The organism is Legionella stuttgartensis (assembly GCF_977063405.2).
In genome coordinates this window covers 200,861-216,835 of sequence record NZ_CDRUHA020000022.1, presented here as the reverse complement: position 1 = coordinate 216,835, position 15,975 = coordinate 200,861, and the positions used below count along the sequence as shown (strand labels likewise).

Below are 15,975 nucleotides of genomic sequence, written 5' to 3'. Positions count from 1 at the left end.
AGATAAAAATAGATCACAAACTGCTGTTCTATAATAGTATTGTTCAAAAATATAACCCTTTAGGATACGACAATAATGCTGCACTTACAAGAAATGGTTAAACAAGGCCAACAAACTAAAAAGGTGACACTCAGTGAGCGTTTACCTAATTTCATTACTTCACCCTGTCAGTTGGATATTACTTATCATGTTGAAGCTAAAGAAGATTTTTATTTAATGCATCTTCATGTTAAAGGTGATTTACCCATTCAATGTCAGCGTTGTCTGGACGAATTTCCTTTTCCATATGATAATATGACTGTAATTGCTGTATGTCGAAATGATGAAAGGGCAGAACAGATATTAGAACATTACGAATGTATTGTTTCCGAAAATTTGCAGGTGAGCTTGGAAGATGTACTAATTGATGAGTTACATCTCTATGCGCCACAATTTCATCCAAAAATTGAAGATTGCAGCAGTGAAATAAATCAAATTTTAATGGGAAAAAATGAATTTTATTGAAATTTTATCGAATTAACACTAATATTCCCGCTTTATGAATGCAATTTGTTTAGGAGTAATACAATGGCTGTACAACAAAATAAAAAGTCACGCTCACGTCGTGACATGCGTCGTTCGCATGATGCTTTGACCAAGCCAACACTGTCTGTCGATGAAACTACTGGTGAAACTCATCTTCGTCATCATATGACTCCCGATGGTTATTATCGTGGTAAAAAAATTATTGACACTGATACAGTTTACGAACAAGAGTAATTTTCTTGAAAAATATCACCATTGCAATTGATGCGATGGGTGGGGATCATGGTTTAAATGTTGTGATTCCTGCCTGTATTCGTGCAGCAAAGAATGATCCTGATTTGAAACTTATTCTTGTCGGCGTTCACGACAAGATTAATGCTGCTCTAAAAAAACAGGGTGTAGCGTCTTCAAATCAATTTTCCATAGTTCATGCTTCTGAAGTAGTGGCTATGGATGAATTGCCTTCACATGCTTTGCGAAATAAAAAAGATTCTTCCATGCGAGTAGCCATTAATTTGGTGAAAGAAGGTATGGCCCAGGCTTGTGTTAGTGCTGGGAATACTGGTGCTTTAATGGCTACAGCACGTTATGTTTTAAAAACATTACCAGGAATTGATAGGCCCGCAATTGTTTCTGAGCTACCCACAATGAAAGGTAGAACATGGGTCATTGATTTGGGTGCTAATGTGGATTCCTGTGCAGAGCATTTATTTCAGTTCGCAGTTATGGGCTCTGCATTAGTACAAGCGGTAGCGAATAAGCCTAAACCTAAAATCGCCTTATTGAACATTGGCGTGGAAGAAATGAAGGGAAATGATCAAGTGAAACGCACAGCTCATATGCTTGCTGAATGCGAGATTATGAACTATGTAGGCTATGTAGAAGGTGATCATTTTTATTCCGGAGAGGTAGATCTGGTAGTTTGTGATGGTTTTGTGGGTAATGTAGCTTTAAAAGCGAGTGAAGGACTTGCAAAGTTATTTGTGAGTTTACTCATGGAGGCATTCAACAGAAACTGGTATACCAAACTTTCTGCTTTAATTGCCCGGCCGGCATTAAGGCATCTTAAGAAGCGCTTTGATCCTTCTCGTTATAATGGCGCAAGTATGCTTGGTTTGAATGGTATTGTAGTTAAAAGCCATGGTGGTGCTAATGAACTAGGGTTTCAACATGCTATTGAGCAAGCAGTTCTTGAGGTTAAAAATAACGTAGTAGATTTAGTACGTGTCCAAATAAATGATTTTATAAATCAGGGATTGCTGTTATGAAAAATGCTGTAATACGTGGTACTGGAAGTTATATTCCTGAAAAACAACTTACTAATCTTGAACTTGAGTCAATGTTAGACACTACTGATGAGTGGATTGTTACCAGAACCGGCATTAGTAGCCGCAGTGTCGCGCAACCTTACGAAACAACCTCGTATATGGCTTCCAAAGCTGCCGAGCAAGCGTTGATTGCCTCAGATTTGAATGCGGATGAAATCGATTTGATACTGGTTGCTACGTGTACTCCTGACCATTTTTTTCCAGGCGTGGCTTGCTATGTTCAACATGCGTTAAAAATTAAACGACCTATACCTGCTTTTGATGTCGGGGCTGCATGTAGTGGTTTTGTTTACGTAATGGATATTGCAAAACAGTATATTTCATCCGGTGCAGCAAAAAATGTGCTCGTCATTGGTAGTGAAAGCATGTCCCGAGCAGTAGATTGGACTGACCGCTCAACTTGCGTTTTATTTGGTGATGGTGCCGGAGCAGTGGTTTTAAGTGCGAGTGATAAACAAGGTATTATGGGAAGTGTGTTACATGCTTCTTATGATGCTGAAAAATTATTGAATCTTAGTAATGCAACATTTGATAATCAACGTGCTACGATTAGTATGCGTGGTAATGAAGTTTTTAAAATTGCCGTCAAAATTATGGGCGATGTTGTTGATGAAGTTCTAGAGGTGAGCCATCTGAAAAAATCTGATATTCAATGGTTAATTCCTCATCAAGCAAATATGCGTATCATTCAGGCCATTGCTAAAAAACTTGACCTGCCTATGTCACAAGTGATTGTTACCATCGGTAGCCAGGGTAATACTTCGGCTGCATCTATTCCCTTGGCTCTGGATCATTCTATTCGGACCAATCAGATTAAAAGAGATGAGTTGTTATTGATTGAGTCTTTCGGTGGTGGAATGACTTGGGGAGCAATGGTAATTCGTTATTAATAATTTATTTGAGTCAACTTTTTGAATTAAATTTTTAGTTCGGAGCTATTTTTAAATGGTAAAAACAGCATTTGTATTTCCTGGGCAAGGTTCACAATCAGTAGGTATGTTGGCTGATTTTGAGTTGCAGTATCCTATTGTTGTAAAAACTTTTGCGGAGGCATCAGAAGCAGTAGGTTATGATTTATGGAAACTTGTGCAACATGGACCGGAAGAAAAACTAAATCAAACAGAACATACACAAGTCGCAATGCTTACTGCTGATGTGGCTGTATATAGAGTATTGATGCAACATGGTATTGCTCAGCCCATGATAATGGCTGGCCACAGTCTTGGTGAATATGCTGCATTGGTTTGTGCTGATGCACTGTCATTATTTGATGCGGCATGTTTAGTTGCCCGTCGGGGACAGGTTATGCAAAATGCAGTGCCTTTGGGTTTAGGTGCTATGGCTGCGATTGTTGGCTTAACTGATGAGCAAGTAAAAACTTTATGTGAGCAAGCGAGTCAAGGGCATGAGGTTGTGACACCAGCCAATTATAACGCAATCGGACAAGTTGTTGTTGCGGGACATACCCCTGCTGTGATGCGAATATTAGGATTAGCTGAAGAAGCTGGTGCTCGTTTGGCTAAAGTAATTCCAGTAAGCGTCCCATGTCATTGTCCTTTATTGTCTGAAGCGGCGGCATCCTTTGCTGAATATCTGGCTAAAATTGAATTTAAAAACACGAAGACAGATGTAGTAAGTAACGTTGATTTAAGCATTTATCATTCTGTACAACACATACGTGAAAAGCTAAAAGAGCAATTATATAGTCCAGTTCGTTGGGTTGAAACAATCCAGCTCTTTAAAAATAATGGCATAGAACTTATTTTAGAATGTGGCCCAGGAAAAGTGTTGAGCGGATTAACTAAAAGAATAGACAGAAGCTTAAATACTATTAGTGTTTACGATACTATTAGTCTGGATCAGGTTGAAGAGCAATTTGCATAATTTGTCCAAAGGTACAACCTAAAAAATAAACATTTTCTATTGAGGAATACATGATGAGTCTAGAGGGAAAAATTGCCTTAGTTACTGGGGCAAGCCGAGGAATAGGTCAGGCTATAGCCCTTAAATTAGCGCAGCAAGGTGCTTTTGTATTTGGTACAGCGACTACAGAACAAGGTGCTCAATCGATTAATGCCTATTTTGAAAAAGAAAAACTATCTGGAAAAGGATTGGTTCTGGATGTTACCAATTCGGAACAAATAGAGCACGTAATTGGCGAACTGACTCATGAGAATCAATCTCCTTCAATATTAGTGAACAATGCAGGAATAACATCAGATAATTTATTACTGCGTATGGATGATGATGAGTGGTATAAGGTAATTGAAACGAATTTGAATTCAATATACAAAGTGTCTAAAATTTGTATTAAACCTATGTTTAGAGCACGATGGGGACGTATTATTTCTATTGGATCAGTAGTTGGTTCAAGCGGAAACTCAGGGCAGGTAAACTATACCGCAGCAAAAGCGGGTATTGTTGGTTTCAGTAAATCCTTAGCACAAGAAGTTGGTAGCCGAGGAATCACTGTTAATGTTGTTGCACCTGGTTTTATTGATACAGACATGACAGCTGCTTTACCTGATATGGTAAAGGAAGAAATGTTAAAGAGAATTCCTATGCGCAAGCTAGGAGAGCCTAAGGATATAGCTGAAGCAGTAGCATTTTTGGCATCAGATAGTGCGAAATATATCACAGGTGAAACAATTCATGTCAATGGCGGCATGTATATGGACTAAATGCACTTGCGTTATCTGTATAAATGAATAAACTATACCACTTCCATTTAACTTTGGTTGTTTGGGATTACTTAATATAAGTAATTGATTAAGTTACAAATGTATTTTGGTTCATTGACCAAGCAAGCAAAGTTAAGTGGAAGTAGTATGGTAATAACCCGAAATTTTTTTAAATTTCTATCAACCGAAAGAGGAAAATCAAGTTATGAGTACAGTTGAAGAGCGTGTTCGCAAAATTGTTGTTGAACAACTAGGCGTTAAAGAAGAAGAGCTAAAGAATGATGCATCATTTGTTGATGACTTAGGTGCTGATTCTTTAGATACTGTGGAATTGGTTATGGCTCTTGAAGAAGAATTTGAAACAGAAATTCCTGATGAGAAAGCTGAAAAAATTACCACGATTCAAGAAGCGATTGATTATATTGAATCTAATTTAAATAAAGAAGAAGCATAATATTTGCTTTTATCTCTTCCTCTCCTTCATCTGGGAGAGGAACGGGTATGTTTTACGAGGAGCTTTCATTGAATAAGCGGCGTATAGTGATTACTGGTATGGGTATGGTTACCCCTGTCGGTCTTAATGTAGAAGAAACTTGGCAAAATATATTAGCGGGTGTAAGTGGTGTTGTTTTGGCAGATGAATTTGATGTCAACGAATACAGCACACGCATATGGGCTAAAGTTAAGAATTTTAATATTGAGAACTATGTCCCACTTAAAGATGCGCGTAAAATGGATGCATTTACCCAATATGGTATTGCTGCGGCTGATGAAGCAATGCGTGATTCGGGCTTGAAGATTGACGCAGATTTATCAAATCGTATTGGTGTTGCTGTGGGTGCAGGTATTGGTGGCATCCAAACAATTACCAATAATCAGGATAAACTAATGGCGGGTGGTCCCCGAAAAGTTTCTCCTTTTTTTATTCCGGCAGGTATCATAAATATGGTTGCTGGACAGATTTCAATTAGACATCAGCTTAAAGGTCCCAATATTGCTGTTGTTACTGCATGCACTACTGGAACACATAATATTGGCCTTGCTGCGCGAATGATTGCTTATGGCGATGCTGATGTTATGGTATGCGGTGGGGCTGAAATGACCTTAACTCCACTGTGCTTGGCAGGATTTTCTGCAGTGCGATCTCTATCTAAACGTAATGATGAGCCTGAAAAAGCATCAAGACCTTTTGATAAAGATAGGGATGGTTTTGTTATGGGCGAAGGGGCAGGTATTCTTGTATTAGAAGAATATGAACATGCAAAAGCACGTGGTGCAAAAATTTATGCTGAACTTGTAGGGTTTGGTATGTCTGGAGATGCTTTCCATATCACTGCTCCTGACGATGATGCTGATGGTGCTGCTCGCGCAATGGAAGCTGCCATACATGATGCAGGTATCGATCCTGAGCAAGTTGATTATATTAACGCACATGGTACCTCAACGTATCTTAATGATTTAAATGAAACAAAAGCGATTAAACGTGTATTTAAACAACACGCTTATGAGTTAGCTGTGAGTTCTACAAAGTCAATGACAGGTCATTTACTTGGTGCGGCAGGGGCTGTTGAAGCTATATTTAGTATTTTAGCAATTAGAGATCAAATCGCTCCACCAACTATTAATTTGGATAATCCAGATGAGGGCTGTGATTTGAATTATGTGCCCTATACAGCTCAAAAACGAGCTATTAATTATGTTCTGAGTAACTCACTTGGTTTTGGCGGAACAAATGGTAGCTTACTATTTAAGCGTGTATAAATGACGTTTCCAAGACATAAAAAACTGACACTCCTTGTTGTACTGTTTTTTATGTCTTTTTTTATGTTCTTTTTGATTACTTATATTCAAATTACTAAACCTATTGTTCCTAAGCAGAGTTCTCCGGTTGTTATTACCCTTGATCGAACCGCTACTGCCTCACAATTTGTAAAAATATTAAAAGATAAAAATTTAATACGTTCCAGTTCAATGCTTCTAATGATAATTCGTTTTTCAGGCGTGTCTTCTCAGCTCAAAGCTGGTGTATATCAAGTAAAACCAGGCGAAACTGCAATGCAGTTACTGCATCGAGTGGTAGCGGGAGATGTCTTAACGCAAAATTTTACAATTATTGCAGGGACAACCCAGCAAAAAATTTCTCAAGATTTACTAAAAGCGGCTTATTTGAATTATCATCCAGAGGATTGGAGTTCCATCAAAGAGAATCATCCTAATGCTGAAGGATTATTGCTTGCTGACACCTATCAATATCTCGGTGGAAGTACTGGTAAAAGTTTGTTAGAGCATGCACATCGTAATTTAATTAATTATTTGACTACAAGTTGGGTCAATAGAGCACCAAATTTGCCCTATAAAAATCCATATGAATTACTAATAGCGGCCTCAATTATTGAAAAAGAAACAGCTGTTCCACAAGAGCGTAAGCTGATTTCTGGTGTCATGCTCAACCGCTTAAATAAGAACATGCCTTTACAGATGGACCCGACTGTTATTTACGGTTTAGGGGCGGCCTATACAGGAAAACTCTCGCATAATGATTTACTAATCGATTCGCCTTATAACTCATACCATTATCGAGGATTGCCTCCAACACCTATTGCCATGGTAGGTAAAGAGTCATTAGATGCTGCGGCCCACCCTCAATTATCCAATTATTTATATTTTGTTGCTAAAGGTGATGGAACACACCAGTTCTCAGAAACTTATCAGCAACAAAAGCAAGCAATTAATCAATATAAACGCAAGGATTTCTAATGGCGTCTTCAACCGGGAAGTTAATTGTTATTGAAGGATTGGAGGGGGCAGGTAAGTCCACTGCAATAAATACAGTTATAGAACTGTTAGCAAAAAGACATATCAAAACTATAACAACTCGAGAGCCTGGTGGCACAGTGATAGGTGAGATTCTGCGTGATCTGATTAAAAATCCAGAATACAGGGATATTTTGGATGATCGAAGCGAATTGTTATTACTTTATACAGCGAGAATTCAACTTCTTGAAGAGGTTATTAAGCCTTCATTACGCCAGGGAATATGGGTTATTGCGGATCGATTTGAACTATCAACTATGGCTTACCAAGGCGGTGGAAGGGGATTAGATCAAACGATGGTTAATCAATTATCTTCTTTTGCACTGAAAGGATTTAAACCGGATTTGACTTTATATTTGGATATTAGCCCTGAAGAAGGAATGATACGCGTTAAATCAAGAGGTGAAGTTGATAGGATTGAGCAACAATCAATTGATTTTTTCCATAGAGTCCATGAGAGCTATATTCATTATGTTGAGAGGTGTGCTAATACAGTAACCATTGATGCGCGACGACCATTATACGAAGTCCAACAATCCATTCAAAATGTAATGAATGAGTTTATAGAGCTGCAGCAATGAGTCACATCAATGAGTCGCAGAACCGTTCTTCCCTGGATGATAAGAAACGATATCAATCACAGTGGAATCAAATTCAATCTGCATGGATAAATAATCGTATACCTCAATCGATGCTATGTGTGGGAGCATTCGATTATGCCTTTAATGATTTTGTCAGAAACTTAACTCAATTGTTTTTCTGTAAAAGGAAAGGAAGTGAACCTTGTTTTGAATGCGCGGATTGTCAAATGGTTGCTCGTGGTGAACATCCTGATGTGAAATGGGTTAAGCCAGAAAAAAGTGGCGGACCAATTAAAATTGATCAGATCAGGGAACTACAAAGCTATGCCTATTTAACTCCTCAGCGGGCTAAGCATCGCTTGATTGTAATTGAATCGGCCGAACGAATGAACATTGCTGCTGCAAATTCATTACTAAAGATTTTAGAAGAGCCGGCGTCGCAGACCATATTTTTACTTTTGGCTCAACAATTAAGCACTTTATTGCCTACAGTTTTAAGTAGATGCCAGATAGTACGTTTTGCATCGCCTGAGGGTTTGTTACAGAATAATTTTTTACGATTGGCTGAGTATTTTCCCGAAGAATCCGAACATGCGATGATTATCAAACAAGCTGAATTTATTTTAAATGGGGTAATTGCTGTAATGGAGCAAAAGGAACATCCAAGTAAGGTTGCAGCTCAATGGAGTCAGTTTGAATTTGGTGTGTTACTGTGGTTTCTGTATTTAGCATATGCGCAAATACAAATAATGCAAATTAATGGTGCAGCAGCTAGTGGTCCCGCTATACACCAATTAAACCATCTAATGTCTCAAATAGACTCCATGACGATTTTTTGTCAAATCGACAAAATAAATACATTACAACGAAAATTAAGCCATAATATGAATGTAAATCAAACTTTGGCATTAGAGGATTTATTGATAGGACTGCATAGTGAATCTAAGATTTTCCCATAAAAAAGAATGCATACATGATTTGATTTGATAGGAAATCCGGATGTTTAAAGGAGATCTATGATGGATACTATAGAACAGATTAATTGCTCGTTTCTTAATGAATCAACACTTTATATGGCTTATATGCCTTTTGTGAAAGGAGGCGGTTTATTTATCCGTACTAACACGAATTATTTATTCGGTTCCATAGTTAAGCTCTTGATTAAATTAATGGATGAAGATGAGCTTTATGTCGTTGAGGGTAAAGTTATTTGGATTACCCCTAAAGGAGCACAGGGAAACAAAGTGCCCGGAGTCGGCGTGCAATTTATTGGAGAAAATAGCCGCTATGTGTGTAATAAAATAGAGACCTATCTAGCAGGCATGTTAAAATCTTCGCAGTTAACCGATACCATGTAGATTAATTCAATCTGAGAAAAAGATTTTTATCTTATACTGAATTGATCAAAATTTTATGAGGTCATTCCATGTTAGTTGATTCGCATTGTCATTTAAATTTTCTTGATCTAGCTGATTTTAATAATGATATGGCTAATGTCTTGGTACAAGCAAAAGCAAATGACGTGCAGCATTTTTTATGTGTGTGTGTTGAACTTAATGATTATCCCCAATTAGAACAACTTGCCGCAGAATATCCTAATATCAGTATTTCAGTGGGAGTCCATCCAAATACGGAGATGGAATATCCTGTGACATCACAAATGTTATGTGACTTAGCAGAGAATCCAGCTTGTATTGCGATAGGTGAAACAGGCTTGGACTATTATCGCACCCATACTGAAGAAGCGCGAGAGGTGCAGCGTAATCTCTTTAGAGAGCATATTAAAGCTTCTTTAAAAGTTTCGAAGCCCTTAATTATTCATACTCGGCAAGCGGCAGAAGATACCATAGCCTTAATGGCAGAGGAAAATGCACAACAAATTGGTGGCGTAATGCATTGCTTTGCTGAAAGTCTTGACATAGCGCATAAAGCCATTGATTTAAATTTTTATATTTCATTTTCAGGAATTGTTACATTTAAAAATGCAACTGTACTTCAAGAAGTAGCACGAAAAGTGCCGTTGGATCGGATATTGATTGAGACGGATTCACCTTATTTAGCACCAGTACCTTATCGTGGCAAACAAAATCATCCTGCGCTTGTTAAGTACGTGGCTGAAGCGATAGCAGAGCTTCGTAACATGTCCTACGCTGAGATAGCTGAAATTACCACAAATAACTTTTATACTTGTTTTAAATTGTAGTTTTTTTCGTAGCTTGGATGAGGCGTACCAGGGAAATGCCTTATAACGAAACTCGGTTTCGATTCACTTCGTCTAGGTTATAATCTATCCTACAATCTTTATGTGTTTAATATAATTTAGTGATGAAGTGAGGATCAATCAATGACTTTGTATATAGGTTTGATGTCTGGGACAAGTATGGATGGTATTGATGCCGCGCTTGTTGATGTATCAAAAAATATACTACTTTGTGGAGTCACTAAAAAATACAGTAAAGAAGTTAAAACACATATAGATAAACTGCTGTCTGGTGCCGATTTAAGTCTAGCTTCTATTTGCCAACTGAACACATTAATTGGAAGAGAATTTGCGAATACAGTTAATGAATTATTGCAGAAAGTAAAATTATCAGCCAGTGATATTTCTGCAATAGGAAGTCATGGGCAAACAGTATGTCATAATACCAGTGGCACTATTCCATATACCTTACAATTAGGCTGTGCCCATACTATTTCAGAATTAACTGGAATCACTGTCGTTGCGGATTTTAGGACTCGAGATTTGGTGCTGGGGGGACAAGGAGCACCTTTTGCTCCTCTTTATCATCAGCAATTATTTAACGATGTAAATGACCATATTGCTGTAGTAAATATTGGTGGCATTTCCAATGTTACATTTATTAATGCAAATGAACCAATTAAAGGCTGGGACATAGGACCTGGAAATTGTTTAATGGATGCTTGGATTATGAAACACCAAGGAGCATCATATGATGCAGAGGGGGCATGGGCTCAACAAGGAGAAGTGATTGAACCGCTTCTTGAAACATTAATGTCTGATTCGTTCATTATTGCTTTCGCTCCCAAAAGTATCGGTAAAGAATATTTTTCATTATCATGGCTAGAGCACTATTTAAAGGAAGGGTATCGACCTGTAGACATACAAAAGACTCTGCTTGCCTTTACTGCTAAAACAATTGCGGATACAGTATTAAATGAACGAGAGCATATCAAAAAAATGTACTTGTGTGGTGGAGGTGCCCACAATCTAGCTTTATTGCAAATGCTTGCTCAATTATTACCTCAAACTAGTGTTATGAGTATTGCTAAAGTAGGTATTAGTCCCGACTATGTGGAGGCGATGATGTTTGCTTGGTTGGCTGCTCAAACGATCAATCGTATTCCAGTGGATTTAAGTACTATTACTGGCTCACGACACCCTGCAATTTTGGGGGCAATTTATCCAGTAACCAAATAATTTTAAAGCAAAATTTGGGTGCGATGCAGCAAAACATGGGTTAAACATAAAAACTTGCCCAATATTATCTTCTATATGTCTTTTATATACTAAGAACGTATTGACAAAATAAATACGTATAGGCTTAAATGTGGAATTTCAAACGGAGTGATCTTAAATTGAGCGCACATTATACAGATAAAACAAATCAAGGAGCGAGCACGAGTCTTGCAACCGCTTATTTTATATTCTTCCTTGCCGCATCTTTTTATTTATATGAATTTATTTTGCAAGTAGCTCCTAGCGTTATGGCTGAATCCATGATGAAAACTTTTGGGGTTACCGGTCAAGGGTTTGGGGTTATATCTGCCTTTTATTTTTATGCCTATGCGCCCACGCAATTACCTGCGGGTGTATTATATGACCGTTATGGTCCGCGTAAACTAATGACCTTCGCTATCATCCTATGTGCATTAGGCTCTGCTTTTTTTGCATCAACAGACAGTGTGCTCACAGCATGTATTGGAAGGTTTCTTATTGGAATTGGCTCTGCGTTTTCATTTATCGGTGTTCTGGTTCTATTATCACGTTGGTTTCCTCCTTATTATTTTGCTATTTTGGCTGGAGTTGCTCAACTGATGAGTTCAGTAGGGGCTATCTTTGGTGAAATGCCTCTTGCTTATTTAATTCAAGCAGTTGGATGGCGTAATGCAAGTTTTATTCTTTCCATTATTGGGTTTATTTTAGCAGCATTTTTTTGGCTGTATATACGAGATTATCCACACCAGAAGAGTCAATCAGTTCCTGAACATTACTTGCGTGACGAATGGAAGCGACTTCTTGCCGTATGCAAACATAGTTATACCTGGATAATAGGATCATATGCGTTCACAATTTGGGCCCCCATCGCAGTCTTTGCCGCACTTTGGGGTGTTCCATATTTACAAGAAAAATTTCAAATAAGTGTGGTTGCTGCTTCAGGATTATGCAGTATGATTTGGATTGGAATAGGTGTAGGGAGTCCTCTTTTAGGATGGTTTAGTGATAAGATTGAAAGTCGACGTATCGCTCTAATTCTTAGTTCAATTTTAGGGCTATTTGCAACACTGATCCTCTTGTATTTTCCTGGATTATCTTATGGATGGACGCCTTTTATACTCTTTGTGTTGGGTTTAGGAGCGGGTGGACAAACGGTAAGTTTTGCAGTAGTTAAAGAAAATAATGCACCTGATCTGGTAGGTACAGCTTCAGGTTTTAATAACCTTTCCGTAGTGATAGGTGGTGCAATATTCCAGCCTTTGGTAGGTTACATATTACAGCATACTAACTTATGGCATGTAGTGAATGGGGCGCATGTATATAGTGTTGCAAGTTATCAAATTGCCCTAATGGTAATGCCGATATGCTTTTTAGCCAGTTTGCTTATTGCAAGCTGCTTACTCAAAGAGTCTCATCCAGCGCATCAGAAGCATTAATTCTTATTTAACCAACTCATTTTTTATTGTAAGAATGAGTTGGTTTGTTCTCAAGAACCTAACTGAAGGTTACAGAGTGGATTCAATAGACTTGAGGCAGATGTGTCTTGCTTATCTTTCGGTGTAAACCATAATAAACCACATTTTTCTTTATAAAAAATATAACTTGCTTCATTTAATCTACTTAAATATTTTTGCTTAGCATAGGCATTATAGCAATGCTCATCCTGGGCAATCCGATTAAATTTTTCGTCAAAAGCTTTTAACTTTGCTGCTAAGAATTTAGCATCATCTGAACCGTGCCAGGAACTGGATAAGACCGTAGTTATATTATTAGGGTAAGTAAAAATATGATCCTCAAAAGAGTCAAACAGAATGTCCCATAAACTTAATGATTCAAAAGAACCTTTAATTTGTGAGATTGTTTGTACAAATTTGCACACCGTTGGAGAATGCAACTGCAAAATACCTTCCTTACGTGCTTCTTCTAAAAGAAAAAACTGAATGGAGTGAGCCCACTTGCCATGCTTGGGACCTGCGCCCGCATCAGCAGATAAATAACCATTTTTTAGTAGAATGTTATTAAATAAGTCTGCTGTTAGTTCACCATACAAAACAGGTGTATGCTTGGGGTATTGGAATTGGGGGCTGGTTTTAAACTCTTTACTAATCTCAAAACATTCCGGCTGATTAAAATGATTATTACTGCCCCATTCATCGAAAAATTGGCGTAAAGATTTTTTGCCTTGTTTGGTAAATGCGAAATAGTCTGTAACAAATTTTCCCAAACCATTGTATACCAGTTCTTGATTGCAAAAAAATTTCCAGATGGCAATAACATCTTCTTTAAGATGTTTGTCTAAGTTGGTATAACCTAACTCTCGTAAACTTTGCTCGTAATCATTTGTATCTTCTTCTCCTTTTTGTATGAGTTCAACAGTCATGATTTTTATTCCCTTTAAAATATATCCCTAATAGCACTTGGTTTTTTGATACTTAAATTACATAAGGAGTGGAAGCAAAATGATTCTTCTTGTTAATTAAAATTCAATACTAATCATTTATTATTATTCGTGTCAAATGATTGATCTTGTGGTGTTTTTTGTGCCCGTCAATGCAATGAATATACTGTTTGATGCTTAATTATAAGCAGTAAATTTTAAGCCAGCACAATAGCGCGTAATGTTCCAGCGAGAGCAGGTTGTAGATTGTTGTCTTGTCCTGGGGTAGGTATGTATGAAAGTGCCGGTTCGAGATAGACATTAGTTATTAATTTTGCTTGGTAATAAATTTGATACATTAACTCTGAGGAGCGATTGGATATTCTGTGATTAAGCCAAGCAAGAGAAAATCCAGCGCCTAATGAGTCGCCTTCACGATTTGCAATAAGGCCGAATAGAGTAAAGCCGGCACCAATAGAACGATTCATGGGTAAAACACTGGAATTATTGATACTTAATTGATAAAACGCAGAAACACCACTGATGTCATATCCAGGATGGCGATACCATAAACGTTGAGAACCAAATAAGTAAGCACCAGTTGCTCCCATTTCGGATAGATTGTGTTGACGAATCAAACCAGTCTGATGCCAAACTCCTATTCCTGCCGTACCAGGTCGATGATTTTTACCTATAGTCCAGGCGCCACCCGTTTCACTTACCTGGAAATAGTTTCCATTGAATGTGGGCCCACTTAAACCTGTTTGTTTACCACTGGCTAAATTACCATCATATATGCCGTAGGAAAGATACCATTGATCAATTGGAGCCAAAGTCGCAGTAATGCCATAGGCAGTATTCGTGTAGCCAGGCATGACTCCATCTACGGCTGGGTTAATAAAAATCGGAGTATAAATTAAGCTTGTTACTGCAGGAATATTGGGCTCATCAGAGCGAAGAGGGGCGGGCTTGATTACATTATTAAAATCAAGAGTAGTAATTGTTTTTCCAATTCGAACAAACATTTTTTTATCAAAAAGTTCTTGCCTATACCAAAGAGCATAAAGTTCAGATCGATTAAAAGGATAAACATCGGGTAATGAGTTATACCCTTGAATAAGCCCTGCTTGAGCATTAGTATTCTGTGCATTTTGTTGCAGAAACTGAGCGCTAAATAACCCTCCATTCCATCCATTAAATTGTTCGGTGTCTACTGTCAGATCTAATAAAAAGACACTGTTTGATGTGACACGGTCAGCATCAGGTATTCCTCCTGAAAACAATTTATTGGTGTCACCAATCCAGGCTCCTTGAACCATAATTCCATGATTATTTTCAATACCTAGTTTTTTCTCTATATAGCGTTGAATTGCACCCGAGCCTGTAGTCACATTGACTGCAGCGGGGTTTGAGCTGATACTCGAGCTGTCGGTTACATACTTAGGTTTAGATGATGTTGTTGGAATAGTTTCAGAAGTTTTTGCATTCACAATATCAATGCAATTTATAAGAATAAATAAGATAAAAAATAGTGATCGGATCATAATTTTTCTTTTAAAAGCATTAATATGTATCTGTTTTATAACATCTTTTACCATATACTTTTCTAAAGATAGATTCAATATTTTCTATCCTAAATTGAATACAAATACTCCAGTATTAAGTAACAGTTTTAAAGCAACTGTGTAAAATGGTACTGTATCGATTACTTAAAAAAGCAGATGAGGAAAGAAGAAACATTTTGCTTGGAAGAAATTTTTAAGCTTGTGCACTATTTAGTGCTACAAGCTTAAAAGATTATTGAAAGACTAACAGCCAGCTCCAGACACCAGTATTGCTGATGCAAGTTGGTCTTGGTTTAGAGTATAGGTCTTATTAGGGATAACATCGACCCAGTTTGTCAGTAAATCAGGTTCCTTTTTGTCAGTTGACCATACGAGCACTCTAAAGTAATGAGCATGATTAGGTAGAGTAAGTTGGATTTGCCCTTTTTGAGAGAGCGTTATTAGGGAACTTAAATCCAATTTTGCACCATTGACGATGGTTTTATTGCTCTCCTGAATGGCCTCAGCTGATTCTCCCCATTGTACTGCAATTTTGCTTAGATTATTTTTTGCAGGGTAATTGGTTTTATTATCAAGCATAATTTGCGTAGCAAAGGCAGTTGAAGCCATGAAGTATAAACATAAATAAACCAAAATTTTTTTCATTA

18 protein-coding genes are annotated in these 15,975 nt (G+C 37.6%); 15 read left to right on the top strand and 3 right to left on the bottom strand.

Annotated features, from left to right (window positions below):
* The first annotated feature begins 75 nt into the window (after positions 1–75).
* From ACWTEW_RS06595 to ACWTEW_RS06525, 15 genes are all read left to right on the top strand, one after another.
* Entirely contained in the window at positions 76–504 is a 429-nt protein-coding gene (locus ACWTEW_RS06595) for a YceD family protein (protein WP_454780917.1), read from the top strand.
* A gap of 63 nt (positions 505–567) precedes the next feature.
* Positions 568–759, top strand: coding sequence for a 50S ribosomal protein L32 (gene rpmF / locus ACWTEW_RS06590; RefSeq protein ID WP_058469054.1), 192 nt, complete (start codon positions 568–570; stop codon positions 757–759).
* A 5-nt stretch (positions 760–764) separates the two neighbouring features.
* A complete protein-coding gene (gene plsX, locus ACWTEW_RS06585) occupies positions 765–1,793 on the top strand; it encodes a phosphate acyltransferase PlsX (RefSeq protein WP_454780916.1) in 1,029 nt (342 codons plus the stop codon).
* Complete coding sequence (locus ACWTEW_RS06580) at positions 1,790–2,743, top strand: beta-ketoacyl-ACP synthase III (RefSeq protein ID WP_454780915.1); 954 nt, start codon at positions 1,790–1,792, stop codon at positions 2,741–2,743. Before plsX ends, ACWTEW_RS06580 begins: the two co-directional genes overlap by 4 nt.
* A gap of 55 nt (positions 2,744–2,798) precedes the next feature.
* Positions 2,799–3,737, top strand: a complete 939-nt coding sequence (gene fabD, locus ACWTEW_RS06575) for an ACP S-malonyltransferase (protein ID WP_454780914.1) — start codon at positions 2,799–2,801, stop codon at positions 3,735–3,737.
* A gap of 50 nt (positions 3,738–3,787) precedes the next feature.
* Positions 3,788–4,534 carry a 3-oxoacyl-ACP reductase FabG gene (fabG, locus tag ACWTEW_RS06570; protein WP_454780913.1) on the top strand — a complete coding sequence of 249 codons (747 nt, stop codon included), beginning with the start codon at positions 3,788–3,790 and terminating at the stop codon, positions 4,532–4,534.
* 205 nt (positions 4,535–4,739) lie between these two features.
* Complete coding sequence (gene acpP, locus ACWTEW_RS06565) at positions 4,740–4,988, top strand: acyl carrier protein (RefSeq protein WP_003631752.1); 249 nt, start codon at positions 4,740–4,742, stop codon at positions 4,986–4,988.
* A gap of 68 nt (positions 4,989–5,056) precedes the next feature.
* A complete protein-coding gene (gene fabF, locus ACWTEW_RS06560; RefSeq protein WP_454781275.1) occupies positions 5,057–6,295 on the top strand; it encodes a beta-ketoacyl-ACP synthase II in 1,239 nt (412 codons plus the stop codon).
* Positions 6,296–7,291 carry an endolytic transglycosylase MltG gene (gene mltG, locus ACWTEW_RS06555; RefSeq protein WP_454780912.1) on the top strand — a complete coding sequence of 332 codons (996 nt, stop codon included), beginning with the start codon at positions 6,296–6,298 and terminating at the stop codon, positions 7,289–7,291. It begins immediately after the preceding gene.
* Positions 7,291–7,929, top strand: a complete 639-nt coding sequence (gene tmk, locus ACWTEW_RS06550; protein WP_454780911.1) for a dTMP kinase — start codon at positions 7,291–7,293, stop codon at positions 7,927–7,929. The genes mltG and tmk overlap by 1 nt, the downstream gene beginning before the upstream one ends.
* Positions 7,926–8,888, top strand: coding sequence for a DNA polymerase III subunit delta' C-terminal domain-containing protein (locus ACWTEW_RS06545; protein ID WP_454780910.1), 963 nt, complete (start codon positions 7,926–7,928; stop codon positions 8,886–8,888). Before tmk ends, ACWTEW_RS06545 begins: the two co-directional genes overlap by 4 nt.
* Positions 8,889–8,948: 60 nt before the next feature.
* A complete protein-coding gene (locus ACWTEW_RS06540) occupies positions 8,949–9,287 on the top strand; it encodes a PilZ domain-containing protein (protein WP_454781274.1) in 339 nt (112 codons plus the stop codon).
* Between the two features lie 68 nt (positions 9,288–9,355).
* Entirely contained in the window at positions 9,356–10,132 is a 777-nt protein-coding gene (locus ACWTEW_RS06535) for a TatD family hydrolase (protein ID WP_454780909.1), read from the top strand.
* A gap of 141 nt (positions 10,133–10,273) precedes the next feature.
* Entirely contained in the window at positions 10,274–11,368 is a 1,095-nt protein-coding gene (locus tag ACWTEW_RS06530; protein ID WP_454780908.1) for an anhydro-N-acetylmuramic acid kinase, read from the top strand.
* A gap of 158 nt (positions 11,369–11,526) precedes the next feature.
* The gene (locus tag ACWTEW_RS06525) at positions 11,527–12,822 is read left to right on the top strand and encodes an MFS transporter (protein ID WP_454780907.1); all 1,296 of its coding nucleotides are present in this window, start codon (positions 11,527–11,529) and stop codon (positions 12,820–12,822) included.
* A 50-nt stretch (positions 12,823–12,872) separates the two neighbouring features.
* Here the strand turns inward: ACWTEW_RS06525 and ACWTEW_RS06520 are convergent, their stop codons facing one another.
* The 3 genes from ACWTEW_RS06520 to ACWTEW_RS06510 form a co-directional block, all read right to left on the bottom strand.
* The gene (locus tag ACWTEW_RS06520) at positions 12,873–13,766 is read right to left on the bottom strand and encodes a LirA/MavJ family T4SS effector (RefSeq protein ID WP_454780906.1); all 894 of its coding nucleotides are present in this window, start codon (positions 13,764–13,766) and stop codon (positions 12,873–12,875) included.
* Positions 13,767–13,981: 215 nt separating this feature from the next.
* Complete coding sequence (locus ACWTEW_RS06515; protein ID WP_454780905.1) at positions 13,982–15,307, bottom strand: carbohydrate porin; 1,326 nt, start codon at positions 15,305–15,307, stop codon at positions 13,982–13,984.
* A gap of 264 nt (positions 15,308–15,571) precedes the next feature.
* Positions 15,572–15,973, bottom strand: coding sequence for a hypothetical protein (locus ACWTEW_RS06510; protein WP_454780904.1), 402 nt, complete (start codon positions 15,971–15,973; stop codon positions 15,572–15,574).
* Between the last annotated feature and the right edge of the window lie 2 nt (positions 15,974–15,975).